This is a genomic window from Phyllobacterium sp. LjRoot231, assembly GCF_964253365.1.
In the GTDB taxonomy this organism is placed as follows: domain Bacteria; phylum Pseudomonadota; class Alphaproteobacteria; order Rhizobiales; family Rhizobiaceae; genus Phyllobacterium.
In genome coordinates this window covers 137,046-156,097 of sequence record NZ_CAXUQT020000005.1, presented here as the reverse complement: position 1 = coordinate 156,097, position 19,052 = coordinate 137,046, and the positions used below count along the sequence as shown (strand labels likewise).

At 56.6% G+C, this 19,052-nt stretch carries 19 protein-coding genes; 13 read left to right on the top strand and 6 right to left on the bottom strand.

Features of this window, described 5'->3' with window-relative positions; all coding sequences use genetic code 11:
* The first annotated feature begins 14 nt into the window (after positions 1–14).
* Together ACSQ3H_RS31575 and ACSQ3H_RS31570 are read left to right on the top strand one after the other, a co-directional pair.
* Positions 15–788, top strand: a complete 774-nt coding sequence (locus tag ACSQ3H_RS31575) for a DUF899 domain-containing protein (RefSeq protein ID WP_436120977.1) — start codon at positions 15–17, stop codon at positions 786–788.
* 27 nt (positions 789–815) lie between these two features.
* On the top strand, positions 816–1,232 hold the full coding sequence (locus ACSQ3H_RS31570; protein WP_436120976.1) for a GFA family protein: 417 nt from the start codon (positions 816–818) through the stop codon (positions 1,230–1,232).
* Positions 1,233–1,743: 511 nt separating this feature from the next.
* Here the strand turns inward: ACSQ3H_RS31570 and ACSQ3H_RS31565 are convergent.
* The 5 genes from ACSQ3H_RS31565 to ACSQ3H_RS31545 form a co-directional block, all read right to left on the bottom strand.
* Positions 1,744–3,213: a M81 family metallopeptidase gene (locus ACSQ3H_RS31565; RefSeq protein WP_436120975.1), complete on the bottom strand. Its 1,470-nt coding sequence runs from the start codon at positions 3,211–3,213 to the stop codon at positions 1,744–1,746.
* Between the two features lie 9 nt (positions 3,214–3,222).
* A complete protein-coding gene (locus ACSQ3H_RS31560; protein WP_436121113.1) occupies positions 3,223–3,591 on the bottom strand; it encodes a RidA family protein in 369 nt (122 codons plus the stop codon).
* 11 nt (positions 3,592–3,602) lie between these two features.
* Positions 3,603–4,427 carry a carbohydrate ABC transporter permease gene (locus ACSQ3H_RS31555; RefSeq protein WP_436120974.1) on the bottom strand — a complete coding sequence of 275 codons (825 nt, stop codon included), beginning with the start codon at positions 4,425–4,427 and terminating at the stop codon, positions 3,603–3,605.
* On the bottom strand, positions 4,424–5,293 hold the full coding sequence (locus ACSQ3H_RS31550; RefSeq protein ID WP_436120973.1) for a carbohydrate ABC transporter permease: 870 nt from the start codon (positions 5,291–5,293) through the stop codon (positions 4,424–4,426). Before ACSQ3H_RS31550 ends, ACSQ3H_RS31555 begins: the two co-directional genes overlap by 4 nt.
* A 99-nt stretch (positions 5,294–5,392) precedes the next feature.
* Positions 5,393–6,622, bottom strand: coding sequence for an ABC transporter substrate-binding protein (locus ACSQ3H_RS31545; protein WP_436120972.1), 1,230 nt, complete (start codon positions 6,620–6,622; stop codon positions 5,393–5,395).
* A gap of 248 nt (positions 6,623–6,870) precedes the next feature.
* On the opposite strand from ACSQ3H_RS31545, the gene ACSQ3H_RS31540 reads away from it, so the two are divergent.
* The 4 genes from ACSQ3H_RS31540 to ACSQ3H_RS31525 are packed head-to-tail and all read left to right on the top strand — an operon-like array spanning position 6,871 to position 10,681.
* Positions 6,871–7,662: an SDR family oxidoreductase gene (locus ACSQ3H_RS31540; RefSeq protein ID WP_436120971.1), complete on the top strand. Its 792-nt coding sequence runs from the start codon at positions 6,871–6,873 to the stop codon at positions 7,660–7,662.
* Between the two features lies 1 nt (position 7,663).
* On the top strand, positions 7,664–8,731 hold the full coding sequence (locus ACSQ3H_RS31535) for an ABC transporter ATP-binding protein (protein WP_436120970.1): 1,068 nt from the start codon (positions 7,664–7,666) through the stop codon (positions 8,729–8,731).
* A 6-nt stretch (positions 8,732–8,737) separates the two neighbouring features.
* Positions 8,738–9,619: a MurR/RpiR family transcriptional regulator gene (locus tag ACSQ3H_RS31530; protein ID WP_436120969.1), complete on the top strand. Its 882-nt coding sequence runs from the start codon at positions 8,738–8,740 to the stop codon at positions 9,617–9,619.
* Between the two features lie 3 nt (positions 9,620–9,622).
* Positions 9,623–10,681 (top strand): D-TA family PLP-dependent enzyme, encoded by a 1,059-nt coding sequence (locus ACSQ3H_RS31525; RefSeq protein ID WP_436120968.1) that lies wholly within the window; start codon positions 9,623–9,625, stop codon positions 10,679–10,681.
* Positions 10,682–10,722: 41 nt separating this feature from the next.
* Here ACSQ3H_RS31525 and ACSQ3H_RS31520 read toward each other — a convergent pair whose 3' ends face one another.
* Complete coding sequence (locus tag ACSQ3H_RS31520; RefSeq protein ID WP_436120967.1) at positions 10,723–13,230, bottom strand: EAL domain-containing protein; 2,508 nt, start codon at positions 13,228–13,230, stop codon at positions 10,723–10,725.
* Positions 13,231–13,721: 491 nt separating this feature from the next.
* Here ACSQ3H_RS31520 and ACSQ3H_RS31515 point away from each other — a divergent pair, with 491 nt between their 5' ends.
* The 7 genes from ACSQ3H_RS31515 to ACSQ3H_RS31485 are packed head-to-tail and all read left to right on the top strand — an operon-like array spanning position 13,722 to position 19,012.
* Positions 13,722–14,477 (top strand): GntR family transcriptional regulator, encoded by a 756-nt coding sequence (locus ACSQ3H_RS31515; RefSeq protein WP_436120966.1) that lies wholly within the window; start codon positions 13,722–13,724, stop codon positions 14,475–14,477.
* 49 nt (positions 14,478–14,526) lie between these two features.
* Complete coding sequence (gene kduI, locus ACSQ3H_RS31510) at positions 14,527–15,363, top strand: 5-dehydro-4-deoxy-D-glucuronate isomerase (RefSeq protein WP_436120965.1); 837 nt, start codon at positions 14,527–14,529, stop codon at positions 15,361–15,363.
* Positions 15,360–16,115: a 2-dehydro-3-deoxy-D-gluconate 5-dehydrogenase KduD gene (gene kduD / locus ACSQ3H_RS31505; RefSeq protein ID WP_436120964.1), complete on the top strand. Its 756-nt coding sequence runs from the start codon at positions 15,360–15,362 to the stop codon at positions 16,113–16,115. Before kduI ends, kduD begins: the two co-directional genes overlap by 4 nt.
* Before the next feature lie 15 nt (positions 16,116–16,130).
* Complete coding sequence (locus tag ACSQ3H_RS31500) at positions 16,131–16,814, top strand: amino acid ABC transporter permease (RefSeq protein WP_436120963.1); 684 nt, start codon at positions 16,131–16,133, stop codon at positions 16,812–16,814.
* A gap of 10 nt (positions 16,815–16,824) precedes the next feature.
* Positions 16,825–17,478, top strand: coding sequence for an amino acid ABC transporter permease (locus ACSQ3H_RS31495; RefSeq protein WP_436120962.1), 654 nt, complete (start codon positions 16,825–16,827; stop codon positions 17,476–17,478).
* The gene (locus ACSQ3H_RS31490) at positions 17,462–18,190 is read left to right on the top strand and encodes an amino acid ABC transporter ATP-binding protein (RefSeq protein ID WP_436120961.1); all 729 of its coding nucleotides are present in this window, start codon (positions 17,462–17,464) and stop codon (positions 18,188–18,190) included. Before ACSQ3H_RS31495 ends, ACSQ3H_RS31490 begins: the two co-directional genes overlap by 17 nt.
* A gap of 33 nt (positions 18,191–18,223) precedes the next feature.
* The gene (locus tag ACSQ3H_RS31485) at positions 18,224–19,012 is read left to right on the top strand and encodes a transporter substrate-binding domain-containing protein (protein WP_436120960.1); all 789 of its coding nucleotides are present in this window, start codon (positions 18,224–18,226) and stop codon (positions 19,010–19,012) included.
* Positions 19,013–19,052: the final 40 nt, after the last annotated feature.

The window sequence follows — 19,052 nt, the reverse complement described above, 5'->3', positions numbered from 1 at the left end:
AGAGGAGGTTAGCTATGCAGAATCAAGTCGTTTCGCGTGATGAGTGGCTTGCAGCCCGGCTTGGATTGCTCAAGCAGGAGAAGGAGCTGACGCGCCGCAGCGACGAGCTGGCGCGGCGGCGGCAGGACCTGCCGTGGGTCAGGATCGACAAGGAGTATCGCTTCGAGACCGGCGAAGGGAGTGCATCGCTGGCAGACCTCTTCAAAGGGCGCTCGCAGCTCCTCATCTACCACTTCATGTTCGGGCCCGACTACACGGCGGGGTGTCCGTCCTGCTCGGCGATCGCCGACGGCTTTGATCGCTCCGTCGTCCACCTCGCCAATCACGATGTCACGCTCGCCGCGGTCTCGCGGGCTCCGCTAGCGAAGCTGCAGGCGTACAAGCAGCGGATGGGTTGGACGTTTCCTTGGGCGTCCTCGTTCGGCAGCGACTTCAACGCTGACTTCAATGTCTCGTTCACCGAAGAGCAGCAGCGCAACGGGACCATCGATTACAATTACGCGCGCGAGACTCCGGCGCCTGCCGCCGAGATACCCTCGCGCTCGACACCCGACGGGGCCACTGTGGGTGCGGCCATGTCCGGAACCGACCGGGCCACGTATACGCGCGAGAGGCCCGGCATGAGTGCGTTCGCGCTCGAGGACGGTGTGATTTATCACACCTATTCCGCCTATTCGCGCGGGCTGGACGGCCTCTGGGGCATGTACCAGTGGCTCGACCGAGCTCCGAAGGGGCGCAACGAGACTGGCGTCTGGTGGCGGCGCCGTGACGAGTACAACAAAGGCTGACTTCGCACTTTATCGAGGAGAGAAAACATGAGCGAGGCTTATACCGGCGGATGCGCCTGCGGCGCGATCCGTTATGAAATTTCTGCCGAACCGGTGGTGATGAACGACTGCCAGTGCCGCGATTGTCAGCGGAAGAGCGGCACCGGGCACGGATCGTATCTGACCTTCCCGAGCAGGGAGAGCGTGAGACTCAAGGGCGAAGCAAAGCATTGGGACATCGTTGGCGATAGCGGCAATGTGAAGACGCGCGCCTTCTGCCCCACCTGCGGGTCGCCGGTCTATATGACGTTTGCGGCCATGCCTGACCTGTTCACCATACACGCCGCGAGCCTCGACGATCCAAGCCGATATGAGCCGCAGATGGTGACATACGGCGTGCGCGGTTACGCATGGGATCACATCGATCCAGCTCTGCCAAAATTCGACAAGATGCCGCCGGCGTGAAATACAGCCTGACTAGGCCTCGCATGAACTTTGTGACGAGGGAGGCCGCGCAGCGCCAGGGAGAGGTTCTTCTTTCAATTTCAGTTATTTAGAAAAATAATCGTGGCAACTTATCCAACACCTCCAGACCTCCTGTATTATTCTCCTCGTCCTTTCCATGGGGAACTGCTTCCGGAGCCGTTCGAAGTGGGGAGAGGATCGGCGCCTCCGATGGCGGGTAACGGACCCGCTGTCCGGGGAAGTTCTGTCCAAGGGTTCCCCTGCCGGTACTAAGGCCGGTGCGTGCTGGACGAGCACTGTGAGGGCGGCAGATTGGCTGGGCGCAGTCCTGGCCGCTGGCGTTTCCGACGCGGAACGGACGGGATCAAAAAACGCCGGACGGGCGGTCTTCGGATCGCATTTTTATTCTACCAAGACGCGCTTCGACGACCGCCCGTCTTCCCACCACCGTTCAATGGCCAGACTCAGATGAGGGCGTGGCAAAGGGCAAGCATACCCGGTTCTTTGACAATCAGAACGGCATTTCCACCCTCGGCCAGATTTCGCGCGACAGTTTGCGATAGTCGGTCTTTTTAGGGTTGGATGGATAGGGCGCGCCGGCGTCGATATAGATGATCGCGGCGGCGACCGGCTCGAAACCCGCATGGAAATGATTGGTCGACTTGACCAACAGGATGTCTTTCGACTGCGGATCGATACCGAGATTCGAAAAAATATCCGGCTCGAAGGTCTGCGTCCTGTTGGTGTTGAGGATGACCTCGATATCCGTGCCTTCGAGGCGAATGACCGCTGAAGGTCCAAGCGTGACGCGGCTCTTGCCGAAACTCTGCCAGCCTTCTTGCACGGCCTTGAGCACTTCGACACGCGCATCGATCGGAGCGCCGCCATCCGGCCCGGCCTTGCCGCCAAAGCGCAACTGGATATGTGCGCCCTCGCCTGCAGCCAGGCAAAAGGTCACCGCGATCGGATCCCAGATCGTCGCCACGGCGACATTGCCAATGCCGCGCTCGATGATCCGTCGCAGGATCAGCGTGCCGTCACCGGCGACACCGCCGCCGGGGTTGTCCCAGACGTCGGCGACGACGACCGGCTTGCCCGGCTTCGTTGCGACGAGCGCGACCGCCTTATCCAGCCCTGCCTTGATATCGAGCATCGGCATGGCAGTGGTACCGCGCATCGAGAACAGTTCCATCCCCAACTTCTCCGCCAGTTCGGCTCCCTTCTCCGGATTATTGTCGGTGACGACCATCAGTTGCGTGCCAAGTTCCGGAACGTCGCCTGCCATAAAGCCGTGAATGAGCGAGATCGACAGGATGTCGTCCCGGCCCTGCAACGCTTTCAGACGATCGACATAAGAACGCATCGGCTCCCGGCTGGTCGGATAGACACCAATCATCCGGCAATCGAACGTCGAGATCACCGGTTTGATTTCGCCCTTCAGAGCCCGCAAGGCGAGGTCGACCACATGTTCGCCGCGCTCGTAGAAATCCGTGTGCGGAAATTCGAGAAAGGCGGCTAGGATGTTGGAATTCGTCACGCGCTTTTTCGTGAGGTGGCTGTGGGGATCGAGTTCTGAGGCGATCAAAACATCCGGACCAACAATATTACGGATACGCTCGAGCAGATCGCCCTCGCAATCGTCGTAACCCTGCGCAACCATGGCGCCGTGCAGGCCAAGGACAACGCCATCGACAGGCATCGCGGCCTTGAGCTGGTCGAGGATTTCGTCGCGCAAACCCTCGTAGGCCTGCCGCTGCAACAGCCCACCTGGCTCCGCCCACGTTGCGGTGCCTTCGATCAGTTCGAAGCCTTCCTCGCATGCCCTGCGCCGCAGCACCACTATCGGCGCCGAACACAAGGTCGGCGTCTCAGGGTGCTCACCTGGGCCCGCATAGAACGCCGTTTCAAAACTGGCGCGGTCCGTCGGCACCGGGGAGAAGGTATTGGTTTCGGTCGCAAGGGATGCGGTAAAAATGCGCATGATATTCTCTCAGAGTGGCCTATAGGCGATGGCTTCGATTTCGATCTTGATGTCGATCATCAGGCGCGATTCGATCGTGGTGCGGGCTGGCGGATTTTGCGGGAAATAAGTGGCGTAAGTCTTGTTGAACGCCGCGAATTCGCGCGCGTCTTCAAGGATGACGAAAGTCTTTACCACGTCTGAAAGATCCGCGCCTGCGAGCTTGAGAGCCGCTGCGACGTTCTCCATCACCTGTCTTGTCTGCGCTTCGATACCGCCGATGATCACGGTGCCATCGCTGCCGACCGGAACCTGACCGGAGACATAGATGAAATCGCCTGCGCGCACGGCGGGCGACAGCGGTACATGAGAAGATCCGAAGTGTTGTTTGGTCATGATGATATATCCTTTTACTTGACGGCACCAATGGAGAGGCCGCGCACCAGATAGCGTTGCAGCCAGGCGAAGAGAACGGCCACCGGGACCGACGCTACGAACGCAGCGGCCATGACATAGTGCCAGTCGACGGTATAGCGGCCCGCTACGAGGGAAAAGACGCGGATCGGCAGCGTATAGCTGCCTTCAGTGCGCAGCATGGTCAGCGCGATTACGAATTCATTCCACGCATTGATAAACGTAAAGATAGCCGTGACGACCATGGCCGGAACCGCCAAGGGCAGAAAGACAGCAACGAGCGTGCGCCAGCGGCTCGCGCCTTCCATCCAGGCGGCCTCTTCGAGGTCACGCGGTATGGTGGAAAAGTAGCTCTGCAGCATCCACACGCAGAAGGCGATGTTGAACGCCGTGTAGATAATGACCAGCACATTGAGACTGTCGATCATGCCAGCGCCAGCAACGAGCCGGAACAGGCCGATAACCAGAACGATTGGCGACAGCATCTGCGAGACCAGCAGGAACTGGCGAAAGGCGTCGCGCCCGGTGAATTGGTAGCGGCTGAGCGCATAAGCCGCTGGAATTGACACGAGAATTGTCAACCCGGTCGAAAGCCCTGACACATAGAGCGAATTGGCCAGCGCCTCGGCAATGCCCGATGTCCGCCACATCTCGGGGAAGTTTTGCCAGTGCAACTCGGACGGCCACCAGTTCGGGTTGAGCACTTCCGTCGCGGATTTCAGCGAAGTGATGGTCATCACCGCATAGGGAAACAGGATCACCACGACGATCGGTGACAGAAAAAGCCAGAACAGGATCGAGCGCTTCAGTTTTTTGCTCATGCCTTTTCCTCGCGCATGGCCAGCCGCACATAGATGATGGTGAAGACGATCAGAATGCCGAACATGATGAGCGAGACCGCTGCCGCCTCGCCAAGCTTACCGAGCCGGAAGCCTACCTTGTAGAGATAGGTGACGAGAATATCCGTGGAATTGGCGGGACCGCCCTGGGTCGTCGCCCAGATGATCGGGAAGGAATTGAACACGTAGATGGTATTGAGGACGAACGCGATGTTGATGAATGGCCTGAGCAGCGGCAGGGTGATAAGGCGGAACTGGTCCCAGCTCCCTGCCCCTTCCGTCGCTGCCGCCTCATAGAGATCGTCCGGCACGGAGGACAGACCGCCAAGGAAGATGGTAACGGTGAACGGCACTGAAACGAGGATACCGATAAATATCTGCATCGGGAACGCGGTCGAGGCCTCGGCAAGCCATTGGATGTTGGTGTTGATGAGGCCAAGATCCCGCAAGGCCGAGTTCAGCATGCCGCTTTCGCCGTTCAGTGCCCAGCGCCAGACGATGGCGGTCATGGTCAGCGAAATCGCCCAGGGCAGCATGATCAGGATGCGGGCGATGCCTCGGCCGTAGAAATCTTCGTTGAGAATGAGAGCGATCGGAACCGAAACGATCAGTGTCCCGAGCACAACGGCCGCGGTCCAGAACAGGGTCCGCCATGTGGCGGCAATGAAATCGGGATCGGCAAACAGGACGCGGAAATGTTCGAGGCCGATAAAATCCTTCAAAATGCCGAAACGGTTTACGTCGTGCAGCGACAGCGACACGATTTCCTTGAGTGGCCAGAGAATGATGGCCGCCGCCAGAAGGAAGCTCGGCAGAATCAGGATATAGGGGGCTGTGGCCCGTTGCATCGATGCGGGTTCCTTTGGGTATTTTCCGGTAACGCGCCAAGAAATGAGGCCGGCTATCTCCCCCGTTGCAGGGGAGATAGTCCCGCACTCTGCGATTGCCTACTTCAACGTCTCGTTGATCTTCGCAGCAGCCTCTTTCAGGGTTGCCTCAGGCTCGCCCTGACCCAGATAGATTTTCTGGATGGCGTTGGAGGTCGTCTGCGCAATGTCTTCCCAACCAGGAATAACAGGCGCGAAGCGGGCATCGGGCAGCAAGCTCGTGAAGACCTTCAAATCGGCATTGTCAGCGAAATGGGGATCCTTCGATTCTTCCACGTTGACAGGCAGGAAGCCTTCGACCTTGTCGAACTTGGTGCGCTGCTCGGTGGTGAAGAGAAAATCGAGGAATTTCCAAGCTGCTTCCTTGTTCTTGGAGTTCTCGAACAGGACGATCGAGTCCGTCACGCCATAGGTGCCCTTGTCTCCGGTCGGGCCTGCTGGAATGGGGGCGACGCCATATTTCAGGTCCGGCGCTTCAGTCTTGATCTGGTTGGACAGGAACGGCGCGGTGATGACGGTTGCAACCTTGCCTTGCTTGAACAGGTTCTGCACGTCCTCACGCGAATAGGAGGTAACGCCGGGCTGGGTCAACCCATCGTCGATGAAGCTTTTGTAGAGCTTTGCCGTATCGATGGCGGCCTGTGAATCGAGGCCGGATTTACCGTCCTTGACGATCTCGCCGCCGTTCGACCACATGCCATAGTAGAAATAGACGTCCGTCTCGATCTCCTTGCCCTGCAGACCGAAGCCATAGATTTCACCGCCAAGCTTCTTGATCTTTTCCGCGTCGGTTTTGAAATCGGCCCAGGTTGCCGGAGGCGTATCGATGCCCGCCTTGGCGAAAATATCCTTGTTGTAGTACATGGCGCGGGCGGACGCCGCGATCGGCAGGCCGTAAACCTTGCCGTTCATGACCGACGGCGAAAGGAACGTATCGATGAAGCGTGCCTTGAAGTCGGGCGTGATGTTTTCGTCAAGCGGCGCGACGATTCCTTCCTTGACAAAGTCTAGCAGCCAGCGCGTGCCGATGATGGAAAGATCAGCATTGGCTCCGGCAGAAATATCGGTTGTCAGCTTTTGCTGGAGATTATCCCACGGCACCACCTCGATCTGGATCTTCGTGTCAGGATTGGCCGCTTCGAAAGCCTTGGCGGCTTCTTCGAAATATGGGCCTGTGCCCTTGCTGTATTCGGCAATGGTTACGCGCACCGTACCCTCGGCAAAGGCATTTGTGCTGAAAGCAATAAGGCTTGCTCCAGCGAGAAGGTATAGTTTCTGTTTGATCGTCATTTTGATTCCCCTTGTTTTGGCCACACGCCAATTGCGCCTGATCTCCTCGCCGCGTACGGGAAGTGCTCCAAAATTACCCAACGCGATATTCAACCAACATTGCCATATTCAAATGTAATTTAATTTCATGCAAGTGAGTATTTAGTCGAATATGGCGTTTTGCATGTTGCTTTTTTTCACATCTCGCCTTTAGCTTGCTGCAGTGAGATGCTCACAGCATACAATAAGGGAACACAGACAGGCTGTTCATGACGTCACCAAATTTACACGATTTTTTTGGCCTCAAAGACAAAAAAGTTCTCATTACCGGGGCTGGAGGCGGTATTGGCCAGGCGCTCGTTGCGGCCTTTCAGTCAGCGGGAGCGCATGTCTCCGGCGCGGACGAGCAACTGCGTTTCATGGTGGATCTGCCGCTCGTGCATCGGCTAGTTTTCGATCTCGGCAATGGCGCTGAAAGCTCCAGAGCAATCAGCGATTTCATCGCAAGCCATGGCGCACCGGATGTACTGATCAACAATGCTGGCTATACGCGCGGCGAAACACTCGATCAGGTCGACGGCGAGGTATGGGAGCGCGAGATCGCAATCAATCTTAATGGCGCATTCCATGTGACAGCGCCGATTGTCGATGCGATGAGCAAACGGGCGAGTGGAAATGTCGTTTTCATCTCGTCGGTCAATGGCCTCAACCACTTCGGCAATCCCGCCTATTCCGCGGCCAAAGCCGGATTGATTTCGTATGTGAAAGCGCTCGCTGTGGAGCGGGGCCGCTACGGCATCCGTGCCAATGCGATTTGTCCTGGCTCGGTTCGAACGCCCGCCTGGGATCACAGGCTGCAAAAGCAGCCGGAGCTTCTGGCAAAAGTATTGCCGCATTATCCGCTTGGGCGCATGGTGACCCCGGAGGAAGTGGCGCGTGCAGCGCTCTTTCTCGCTTCGTCGGCAGCATCGGGCATCACTGGCACGGCGCTCGCGGTGGATGCGGGTCTGACAGCCGGAAATCTGCGTTTCATCAATGACGTTTTGATCGGAGATAATTGATATGGCCGGACTGCAGATCAAACGGCTCGTCAAATCCTACGGCGCAATGAATATACTGCATGGGATTGATCTTGACGTGCACGACGGCGAATTTCTGGTTCTGATCGGTCCTTCCGGCTGCGGAAAGTCCACACTTTTACGGATGATTGCCGGGCTGGATGACATTTCCTCGGGTGAATTGTGGATTGGCGATCGTCTGTCAAACGGATTGGCACCGCAGCAGCGCAATATCTCCATGGTGTTCCAGAGCTATGCGCTGTTTCCCCATATGACCACCCGCAAAAACATTGGCTTTGGTCCTAAAATACGCCGGGAAACCAGTAGTATGATTGACGCGAAGGTCAACAAAGCGGCAGAGACCCTCAATCTCCACGACTATCTCGATCGCCTGCCGCGTCAGCTGTCCGGAGGGCAACGGCAGCGCGTTGCAATGGGCCGGACAATCGTGCGCGAACCCGATCTTTTCCTCTTCGACGAGCCGCTGTCCAATCTTGATGCCAAATTGCGTGTTCAGATGCGCACGGAACTCAAGGCGCTGCATCAGCAGTTGAAGACCACGATGGTCTATGTCACGCATGACCAGATCGAGGCCATGACCATGGCGGACCGCATCGTCGTCATGAATGGCGGCCGGATCGAACAATCGGGCTCGCCGCTTGAACTTTACGATAAGCCGGTGAACAAATTCGTGGCGGGTTTCCTCGGATCCCCTGCCATGAACTTCATTCCCGGCACGCTCGAACGCGGCGATGGCGCGCCAAGAATGCGGACTCCCGAGGGCTTCACCATACCGGTAGGTAACACAACCGCGCTATCCGGTCAGGAGATCGAAATCGGCATTCGTCCGGAACATTACCGGCTCGCTGACAACAATGAGGGTTTCCCCTATCAAGTCGCCGTTGTCGAACCAACGGGGTCGGAAACGCATCTCTTCGGTACAATTGCAGGCATCGGTGCACGTTGCGTCTTCCGCGATCGAATTGCCCCCGAACCCGGAAGCCAATTGATGCTGACGATCGATCCGGCAAGGGTGCATGTCTTCGACCGCAAAACAGGAACCCGGATCTGACCATTCATGGCATCGCCCCATTTCGACATCGTCGCCCGCTTGAGAGAAATAGCCGAGACTGGCCAGAGATCCGATCAACGGGTTGCGGCGGCGATCCTGTCGGATGCTGATTTCGCTACGCATGCGTCGATCGAAAGGCTGGCGACAAAAGCCGGGGTGAGCGAACCGACCATCACGCGCTTTTGCCGCATGCTTGGTTTTGAAGGAACGCGTGAGTTCAAGGTCAAGCTGGCGCAATCACTGGCGATCGCCGGGCGCTTCATTGTGCCCGTCCCAGCCCAAAGTGTCAGTGGAAACAGCGTCCCTTCGATCATCTCCAGAAGTGCAGTCGATGCCATCGAAACGGTCTGTAATCAGATTCGCCGGGATGATCTGGAGCGGGCGGCCTCCATTATCGCCGAGGCAGGAATGGTACGCGCCTATGGTTCAGGCGGGGCGTCCTCCATGGCGGCAACGGAGCTTGAAAACCGGCTGTTCCGGCTGGGAGTCCTTGCCTCCTCGCATATTGATGGCGAAATGCAGCAGATGACGGCGGCAACCAGTAACAAGGGCACAGTCATTGTGGCCTATTCGCTTTCAGGCGAAATCCAGCCGCTGATCGAGGCTGTCACGATTGCCGGACGATATGGCGCGAAGACCATAGCTCTTACCGCGCCCAATTCTTCACTAGCGTCTGTCGCCCAACTCGTCCTGCCATTCCACATCGAGGAAGGGACGAATGTCTACCGGCCCTCGCCCGCACGCTATGCCTTGCTCGCCTTGACCGATATGCTGGCAATGACCATCGCGACAAAGATCGGCGCCCCCGCGGTGGAGCGGATGCGCCGCATCAAGAACCTGCAGGGCATGCATAAAAGTGATGCGCCCAACCTTCCGCTTGGAGATTAGAAATTGAAACTGTCCGAAATCGATACGCCAGCCGTTCTGATCGATGTTGATCGCGCCGAGGCGAACATGCAGCGCTTCCAGGCCTATGCCGATGAGCACAAGCTGGCGGTGCGCCCGCACATCAAGACACACAAGCTGCCGCGTTTTGCCAAGCGCCAGGTCGAGCTCGGTGCGGTCGGCATCACCTGCCAGAAACTCGGTGAAGCGGAGGTCATGGCCGATGCGGGGCTTACCGATATCTTTCTCCCCTATAATATTATCGGAAAGGCAAAACTCGACAGGCTGGTCGCATTGAACAAACGTATCAAACTTGCCGTTACCGCCGACAGTGAAGTTACCATCCGCGGTCTCGCCCAAACGTTCAACGACGCGTCGAAGCCGCTCACCGTTCTGGTGGAATGCGACACCGGCATGGGACGTTGCGGTGTACAGACGCCCGACGAAGCTGTTGCGCTGGCGAAACTGATCGACGCTGCCGGGGGGCTGATTTTCGCGGGCTTCATGACCTATCCGAAGACCGGTGCGATTGCAGAAAATCAGGCCTTTCTATCGGCTGCCAGGGAAAAGGCCATTGTCGCCGGGCTTGATCCGCGCGTCATTTCCAATGGCGGTTCGCCGGATATGTGGCGGGCACATGAAGTCACAAGCGCCACGGAACATCGTCCCGGCACCTACATCTACATGGATCGCTTTCAGGTGGCTAAGGGCGTGGGAACCTTCGATGACTGTGCGTTGACCGTGCTCGCAACAGTTGTCAGCCGCCCGACGGAAAATCGCGTGATCATCGATGCGGGCTCGAAGGCGCTTACCAGCGATACATTCGGCATGGAGGGGTTTGGACGCATCATCGGCTATCCGGATGCGGTCATTACCTCGCTCAGCGAGGAACATGGCACGATCGATCTTTCGGCCTGTGCGGACAAGCCGCAGATCGGCGATCGGCTTCGCATCATTCCCAATCACGCCTGTGTCGTTTCGAACCTGTTCGATGATGTCGTGCTGATTTCCGGCGACGAAGTGGTCGAGATTGCGCCTGTCGCGGCACGGGGCCGCGTCGATTGAGGGCTTGGTTGCCGCCCCGGGCGGGGCAAGAGACGGTTATTTCAGGCTGTGAGCTCGTTATCGGCTGCGGCGAGCAGGACAGTGTTTTCCGCATAGGCATCCAGAAACTCCTGCTCGGAAGCCGCATTCCCGAACCATGGTCCCATCCCGTAAGTACAGCCGCAATCGATAAGCGGCGCAAGAACCGCGTGATGTTCGATACCCACCGCGAGGCTGAACATATCCAGCTCGGCCGCAAGTCTGCAAACGGACCGCAATATGGTTCGCTCTGGTCCCGGGTGCTCGATATTTCGCTGCAAGGCCGGACGGATAACCAATGTTTCAGATCTGACAGAAGACAATTTGCTCAGGCCAGCGCTGTCGATGGCATAATCCACAGCCAGACGGAAACTCAAATCCCGTAATTTACCGAGTGCTCGCAGAATTTGCGGATCGTCAAGTGCTCCGGCATTTTTCAATATAACGAAAACGACCTCGTCGCCTTCGATTGACCATTCCTTTTGCGGTTCCGTCACGCGTTCGACAAAAAGTGGATCAAACAACTGGACGAGCGAGAGAATAATACAGACCGGCAATTTGTGCTCGGGGTGACGTATCTTGAAGCGATGCAAAAACTCGAACGACCGCGAAATGACGAAGAGGCCGACATCCCGTATGTATCCGTTTTTTTCAAATACAGAAAAGAATTTATTCTGCTTGATGACGCCTAGCTGGGGATGCTGCCAGACAGCTAACGCTTGAACTCCCTCGATCTTTCCCGTCTTCAGCTCGACAATGGGTTGGAACTCTAAACGGAACTCTCCGTTCGCTATCGATCGCGCGATATCGCCACGAAATTCCAGCGTTTCGCGCAAATCGTGAAGGAGTGCCGGATTGTACCAGATCGCCCCTTCGCTCTGGTTTTTTTCCGCGTAGTGTAAAGCTCCATTGGCACGCCGCAGCAGCAAATCAAAACTGTCGGTCTCGTTTTGCCGCAGACTGATCGAGGCCACAATATCGGCTGAGCAATGGACATCATTCTCCTCATGCGGTTCGCGCAATCTTTCGAGCAGTCGTCTCATTTGCTCCTCGTCGAGACCATCTTCCGTCTGACAGAGGCACGCGATCTGGCTTTCACTCATGCAGCCAGCGATGCTACCGGGAAATTCATCTTGGACGTAGGTGACATTCCGCGTCATCATTCGCGCGAGTGCGGCGCTGCCCAGCACACTATTGATATGAGTGTGGTTTTTGATTTTGATCAGGACCAGTTCGACCTGGCCGTGAACACTCCGCATGGAGGCATATTCATTGCTCAATCCCGCATGATTGAGCAAGCCGCTGACTGGATCGTGATAAGCCAGAAATTCAAGCCGATTTTGATTGCGATGAAGCGCAGCGCGCATTTTTTCGATAATTCCGGCCAGCAGCGCGATTTCCTTCACCTGGGTCTTTACATCGATGGCAGCGTCGAGCTTGAGGTTGCTCACTTCGACCACGGCACGCGACAAGCGCTTTACCGGATCTACGACATAGGATGCGGTGAATGCCGCCAAGCCAAGACTGGCAAGCAATCCGCCAAGCAGAAGCAAGGGTGTCTTCCACCCCCGCATTATCGGGTTAGACAATTCAGGTGCAAGCGTGAGCGCCAGCCGCCAGCCCTTGAGGTTTCCTGCGGTCACAGGGACTTCCCTGTAGATAAGGCTGTCGGAGGCGGCGGGACGCACTACCTGGCTGTTCGGCGCTATGACCAATTCGCCATTCTCCACCGAGATTTCTTCACCCGAAATTGTATGGATTGAGAGCTTCGCCAGTGTCTTCCCCGTCATACGCTGCAAGAAAGCCGCAATCGGGTTCAGGTCAACATCAGCAGCAAGCACACCCAGGGGCCTTCCATCAGGATCATCGATGCGAACGACGCGGGTCAGGCTCCACTTATTGTTGTCCCTAGCCAGAGAAGTCCCGGCAGTCATGTTCTTGTAGGGTGCGCTCCAGATTGGTGTCGAGCCAACAATACCACCCTGATACCAACCGCGGGTATGGACATCGTAGTTTGGAATGCTGAACGAAGCACCGGGCGCCATGATATCGAGGCGGGTCTGATCCATCGCCGATGTCTTGGTGGTCCCAAGAAACCATTGATCATTTTTGCCGGTCTTGAAGATACCGAGATAGCGTCCTCCCACTTCGCCAAATCCGATATAGGCGATCTGGGATGGTACCAGACCAGCAAGGTCGCGTTGCTTTGTGACGAAGGAGAACACGCAATCCGCTGTCCTGCACGGAGCATTTTCAATCTTGGCAGCCAGACTGTCGATGAAGATCGCTGCGGGCGACATCAGGTCACCCATTTCATCCGCTAGGTCACGCGCCAGAAACTCGGCAGTCCGCTCGGAGTAAGTCTTGCCGAAAGCGTTCCGTTCGCTTTCAAGTACGAGACCAAAGCCCAGGAATACCAGAAGGAGCAGAGCCACAAGCGGCAAGCCGACCAACGCAACGACCGGAATGCCGAAACCACGCTCAGGCACATTATCGAGATGGTGTTTCGCTTCTTCGTCCATAATATCCATGGAACCGATCCTGAAAATGCATGAAATATCGATACTGAAATCAATTCCCAAGCGGAATGTCTATGCGTGAGGAAGAGGGTCCAATGGGCTAGCAGCCCAAGCGCTGCAATGATCCGTCAATCCCGAATTCTAAATTAATCAATCCGCTCAGTTTGTTATCGAAATGGCATGCAATAATTTCAAATACTTTGTCGTGGCATATTTGTTGCATGGAAAGTTGACGTACAACACACTAAATCCGACATTGGCAGCCCGTTATGCGTAGTTCCCACAACGCAGAATTGCAAGAACCATTCTGCAAAGGGTACCGGCTGCCAATGTTTCCAAGCTGATACCCGCAAACAGCCGACTTGTCAAAACTGAAATATTAGAATATTTATATTTCAAAATATCTTCCGGGAGGAGATAAGGTTGAATCCGCACGAGCAATCTTCGAACACCGCCGTCGTACATTGCGAGCGATGTACATATCCGGCGTTGAGGCCGATCTAATGAGTAATAGCAAGCCCGCCGGCGGCGAAAAGCGACGTGACCGTGTGCACCCGCTGTCCTCGTCGCAAACTGCCTATGTGCAGCAGCGCGCCGCGACGCCCCGCGCGGCGACCCACATTTACAAGGAACTGCTCGAAGATATCATTTCACTCCGTCGCAAGCCGATGGAACCGATCCTTGAAAAGGAAATCGCTGCGCATTTCGGTGTCAGCCGCACGCCCGTCCATCAGGCGGTGCTACGCCTTGCCGATGACGGTCTCATCGACATTTTTCCGCAATCCGGCACATTTGTAGCGCGTATCCCGCGCCGTGCCCTCTATGAAGCTATTCTCATTCGAAAATCTCTGGAAGAGACAACGGTCAAGCTCGCAGCTCAACAAGCCCAGCCAGCAGATATTGTCCATCTTCAGAGGACAATCACCGATTTGATAGCGGCGGAAGCGGCCTCGGACAATGAGCGCTTTCATTTGGCAGACAACGATTTCCACTTGCATATAAATGCCATCGCAGGTTTTCCCGGCATCTGGAATGTGATCCAGCAGGTCAAGGTGCAGATCGACCGGTACCGGCACCTGACTCTGCCTCTTCGCGGTCGCCTCACCCGCGTCATCGTCGAGCACGAAGCAATCCTTGATGGCATACGCAAGCATGATGCCGCGCACGCCGCCGAGGCGATGGGCATTCACCTCGGTCAGATGCTGAACGAAGTAAAAGATACGCCCAACATGGATCCCACTTACTTCATCGACGAATAGAGCTGCAACCATTAATTAGCCGGCAAACAGACAGGCAAAAGGTTTTGAAATGAAGATTGAAGTCAGACAGGTTTCCCATCCCGACGCGATCCGCGGCTTTGGCACTGAGGAATTGCGCCGTCACTTCCTGATCGAGAGCATCTTCGAGACCGATGAAATTGTTCTCACCTACAGCCATATCGATCGGCTCATCATCGGCGGAGCTGTGCCTGCTACCAAGCCGTTGACGCTGAGCGCGCCGGCAGCTGTTGGCCAGGAGTTCTTTCTTGCCCAACGCGAACTCGGCGTGATCAATATTGGCGGCAAAGGGCGCATTTCGCTCGATGGCATTACCCATGAGCTCGACAAACGCGACTGCCTCTACATCGGCAAGGGCGTTGTGAATGTCGTTTTCGAGAGTACCGACGCATCGGACGCGGCGAAATTCTATCTTCTGTCGACACCGGCGCACGCGGACTATCCCAGCGTACTCATCAAGCCTGGACAGGCAAACCAGCTCAAAGTCGGCGACCAGCTGACAGCCAACAAGCGCACGATTTTCCAGTACATCCATCCGGATGTCTGCGACAGCTGTCAGCTCGTCATGGGTCTTACCCAGCTCGAACCCGGCAATATGTGGAACACCATGCCCTGTCATACGCACGACCGGAGGTCGGAAGCCTATCTCTACTTCGACCTCACGAGCGACAACCGCGTCTTCCACATGATGGGCGAGCCAACCGAAACGCGGCATCTCATTGTCGCCAATGAACAGGCAATCCTCTCACCCGGCTGGTCTATCCACTCGGGGGTCGGTACCGCCAACTATGCCTTCATCTGGGCGATGGGCGGCGACAACAAGAGCTTCACCGACATGGACCACGTTCCCATGAGCGTACTGCGATGAGCTATCCGTTCGATCTGACAGGAAAGGTGGCGATTGTCACCGGCGCCAATACCGGAATAGGCCAAGGTATCGCGATTGCCCTAGCGCAGGCGGGCGCGTCGATTGCAGCAGCCGGCCGCTCTTCCATGGATGAAACGCGTGCTTTGGTGGAAGCTGCCAATGTTCCGTTTGTCGAGATCAAGGCGGATCTTGGCACCATCACACCAGTAGGCGCGATTGTCGAACAAACGGTCGCAGCACTGGGCGGGCTCGATGTTCTCGTCAACAATGCTGGCATCATCCGCCGCAATGATGCGATTGATTTCACCGAGGAAGATTGGGATGCGGTGATGGACACCAATCTTAAGTCGGCTTTCTTCCTCTCGCAGGCCGCCGCTCGCCACATGATCGGGAACGGTCACGGTAAGATCATCAACATCGCCTCGTTGCTTTCCTTTCAGGGCGGCATTCGCATTCCGTCCTATACCGCATCGAAAAGCGGGCTTGCTGGTATCACCCGTCTGCTAGCCTGCGAATGGGCCAGCAAAGGCATCAACGTCAATGCGATCGCACCGGGCTATTTCGTCACAAACAACACCGCCGCTCTGCGCGAAGATCAGGATCGCAGCGCGCAGATACTCGCCCGTATTCCGGCTGGACGCTGGGGCGAGCCCTCGGACATCGGAGGCGCGGCGGTCTTTCTCGCATCCCGCGCCTCGGATTATGTGCACGGCACCGTCCTGCCGGTCGATGGCGGCTGGCTGGCACGATAGCAAGAGGCAACCGCGGTGAACTATCAGTTTGATTTCAGTGCCCTTATCCCCTACTGGCGAAGCTTTCTCGAAGGTGCGCTCACGACTATCGAGATGACCGTCGTTGCCGTAGCGATTGGCTTGGTGATTGGTATTCTGTGCGCGATTGCTCGCCGCAGCAGCTATGCCTGGTTGCGACTTGTCATCGGAATTTACATTGAAATCGTGCGGAATACGCCGTTTATTGTGCAGATATTTTTCATTTTCTTCGGGCTTTCCTCCATTGGCATCACCATGCCGGTGTTCTTCGCGTCTGTCTTCGCAATGGTCATTAATGTCGGGGCCTATACGGCGGAGATCGTTCGCGCCGGCATGGAAGCAGTGCACCCAAGTCAGATCGAAGCAGCCGAGGCGCTCGGTCTTTCGAGGTTCCAGATTTATCGCGACATCATCCTCATGCCGGCGATCGAGCGCGTTTATCCGGCACTGACCAGCCAGTTCATCCTGATGATGCTGTCGACGTCCATCACATCGCAGATTTCGGCGGAAGAACTGACAGGCGTCGCCAATAATATCCAGTCCTACACTTTCCGCTCCTTCGAGACCTATATCGTCATCGCGATCCTTTACCTGGTGATTACGTACTTGTTGCGCATCGGCTTCTATCTGGTCGCCCTTGGCATTTTCCCGCGCCGCCGTCGGCTCGGCACACCGTTGTGAGGGTCCGATCATGACAGGCGGCTTCACAACCAATCATCTCATCTATCTTCTCAACGGTCTCCTCTGGACGGTCGTCCTTTCGGCTTTGGCATTTGTGCTTGGCGGCATTGCTGGCTTCTTTGTCATGCTCGCCCGTACATCGACCATGCGTTGGTTGCGGCGGCTCGCACTGGTCTATGTCCAGTTCATCCAGGGTACGCCCCTGCTGATCCTGATGTTCGTGATCTATTTTGGCCTCGGTGTTGTCGGCGTTGAAGTTCCGCCACTGGCAGCAGCCGGTATCGGCATGATGATCTATTCCAGCGCCTATCTTGGCGAAATCTGGCGCGGCTGCGTCGAATCCGTACCGCGCACGCAATTCGAAGCGGCAGAATGCCTTGCGCTCACAAGGTGGCAAACGCTGACAGACGTGATCCTGCCGCAGGCAATGCGCATCGCGACGCCGCCGACCGTGGGCTTCATGGTCCAGTTGATCAAAAATACATCGCTTGCGTCTGTGGTTGGCTTTGTCGAGCTGACCCGTGCAGCGCAGGTCATCAACAATTCGCTTTTCCAGCCGTTTCTCGTCTTCGGTATCGCGGCCGCTTTCTATTTCTGCGTCTGCTACCCGCTTTCGGTCTGGAGCCGTTCGCTTGAGAGGAAATTGAATGTCGGCCGCCGTTAAACTGAACGAAGTCATCAAGCGTTTCGGCAATATCGAGGTCTTGAAAGGCGTTTCCTTCGATGTTGCTCCAGGTGAAGTTGTCGCGCTGATCGGCCAGTCCGGATCGGGCAAGAGCACAGCGCTACGCTGCATCAACCGTTTGGAAACGATTCAGGGCGGCTCGATCGAAGTCTGCGGTCACCACGTGGAATCCCTTCAGCTCAATATCCGGACACTACGCCAGGACGTTGGCATGGTCTTCCAGAGCTACAATCTGTTCCCGCACATGAATGTCGCCGAAAACATCATGCTTGCACTTCGCCGCGTCAAGAATGTTTCCCGCAGCGAGGCCATGGAGACCGCAAAGGCAGTCCTTGCCAAAGTCGGGCTCCTGCAGAAGATCGATGCCTATCCGGAACAATTGTCCGGAGGGCAACAACAGCGGGTGGCGATCGCCCGCTCGCTCGCCATGCAGCCAAAGGTGATGCTGTTCGACGAAGTGACATCCGCGCTCGATCCGCAACTGACAGGCGAAGTACTGCGCGTCATGGAAGATCTCGCCAAGGGCGGCATGACCATGATCGTGGTTACCCACGAAATGGCCTTTGCCCGCAAAGTCGCAAACCGCGTCATCTACATGAATACCGGCCGTGTCTGGGAGACCGGTACGGGGGACATGCTAATGCGACCCGAAACCCAGGAGCTGAAGGACTTTCTGGCGAACGATCTTTGACACCAAATCAATCTTAAACAAGGGAGAGAGACAATGAAGATAATGATGAAATTTGCGGTGGCGACGACCGCAGCGCTGATGGTGCTGGCCTCGGCAGCGCAAGCGGACGTTCTTGAAAACATAAAGAAATCCGGCAAAGTGCGCATCGCAGTCGCCATGGGCAGCCCGGAATATTCATTCGTCGACGGGGAGATGACTGCGACGGGCTCGGACGTCGAAACTGCGCGGCTCATAGCCAAGGATCTTGGCGCGAAGCTCGAACTCGTAGAAATCACCAATGCCGCCCGTGTTCCAACCGTTCAGACCGGCAAGGCCGATCTCCTCGTATCGGCGCTCGGTATCACCGAAGAGCGCAAGAAGGCCATCGACTACTCAGTTCCCTATGCAACGCTGAGCATCATCGTGGCCGCACCGAAGGACGTCGATATCAAAAGTTACGCCGACCTTGCCGGCAAGCGCATCGGCGTAACCCGCGCCACGACGAACGACATGGACATCACCAAGAATGCCCCCGGTGCCCAGATCGTGCGCTTCGAGGACGATGCGACACTGATTACCGCCGCGGTTACCGGGCAGGTTGACATCATTTCAAGCCAATCGGCGGTTCTCGGCGGGATCAATGCCAAGCGGACAGCCAAGCCCCTGGAACTCAAATTCACACAGGCCGAGACCAATCTCGGAATCGCCATCCCGAAGGGTGAAAAGCCACTGCAGGAATGGCTCAACGGCTGGGTGAAGACCAACTTCGCCAATGGCACGCTGCGCGATCTTTTCCGCAAGTTCCACAATCGCGATCTGCCAGACAATCTGACGTCGCGCTGATCGCAATCGCGTGACCCAATAAACGTGTGGGGGTGCGTCG

Coding starts and splice junctions, on each gene's coding strand:
- ACSQ3H_RS31575 (WP_436120977.1), top strand. CDS start 15: ATGCAGAATCAAGTCGTTTCGCGTGATGAGTGGCTTGCAGCCCGGCTT.
- ACSQ3H_RS31565 (WP_436120975.1), bottom strand. CDS start 3,213: ATGCGCATTTTTACCGCATCCCTTGCGACCGAAACCAATACCTTCTCC.
- kduD (WP_436120964.1), top strand. CDS start 15,360: ATGAGCTATCCGTTCGATCTGACAGGAAAGGTGGCGATTGTCACCGGC.
- ACSQ3H_RS31515 (WP_436120966.1), top strand. CDS start 13,722: ATGAGTAATAGCAAGCCCGCCGGCGGCGAAAAGCGACGTGACCGTGTG.
- ACSQ3H_RS31545 (WP_436120972.1), bottom strand. CDS start 6,622: ATGACGATCAAACAGAAACTATACCTTCTCGCTGGAGCAAGCCTTATT.
- ACSQ3H_RS31550 (WP_436120973.1), bottom strand. CDS start 5,293: ATGCAACGGGCCACAGCCCCCTATATCCTGATTCTGCCGAGCTTCCTT.
- kduI (WP_436120965.1), top strand. CDS start 14,527: ATGAAGATTGAAGTCAGACAGGTTTCCCATCCCGACGCGATCCGCGGC.
- ACSQ3H_RS31495 (WP_436120962.1), top strand. CDS start 16,825: ATGACAGGCGGCTTCACAACCAATCATCTCATCTATCTTCTCAACGGT.
- ACSQ3H_RS31530 (WP_436120969.1), top strand. CDS start 8,738: ATGGCATCGCCCCATTTCGACATCGTCGCCCGCTTGAGAGAAATAGCC.
- ACSQ3H_RS31490 (WP_436120961.1), top strand. CDS start 17,462: ATGTCGGCCGCCGTTAAACTGAACGAAGTCATCAAGCGTTTCGGCAAT.
- ACSQ3H_RS31570 (WP_436120976.1), top strand. CDS start 816: ATGAGCGAGGCTTATACCGGCGGATGCGCCTGCGGCGCGATCCGTTAT.
- ACSQ3H_RS31540 (WP_436120971.1), top strand. CDS start 6,871: ATGACGTCACCAAATTTACACGATTTTTTTGGCCTCAAAGACAAAAAA.
- ACSQ3H_RS31485 (WP_436120960.1), top strand. CDS start 18,224: ATGAAGATAATGATGAAATTTGCGGTGGCGACGACCGCAGCGCTGATG.
- ACSQ3H_RS31520 (WP_436120967.1), bottom strand. CDS start 13,230: ATGGATATTATGGACGAAGAAGCGAAACACCATCTCGATAATGTGCCT.
- ACSQ3H_RS31555 (WP_436120974.1), bottom strand. CDS start 4,427: ATGAGCAAAAAACTGAAGCGCTCGATCCTGTTCTGGCTTTTTCTGTCA.
- ACSQ3H_RS31535 (WP_436120970.1), top strand. CDS start 7,664: ATGGCCGGACTGCAGATCAAACGGCTCGTCAAATCCTACGGCGCAATG.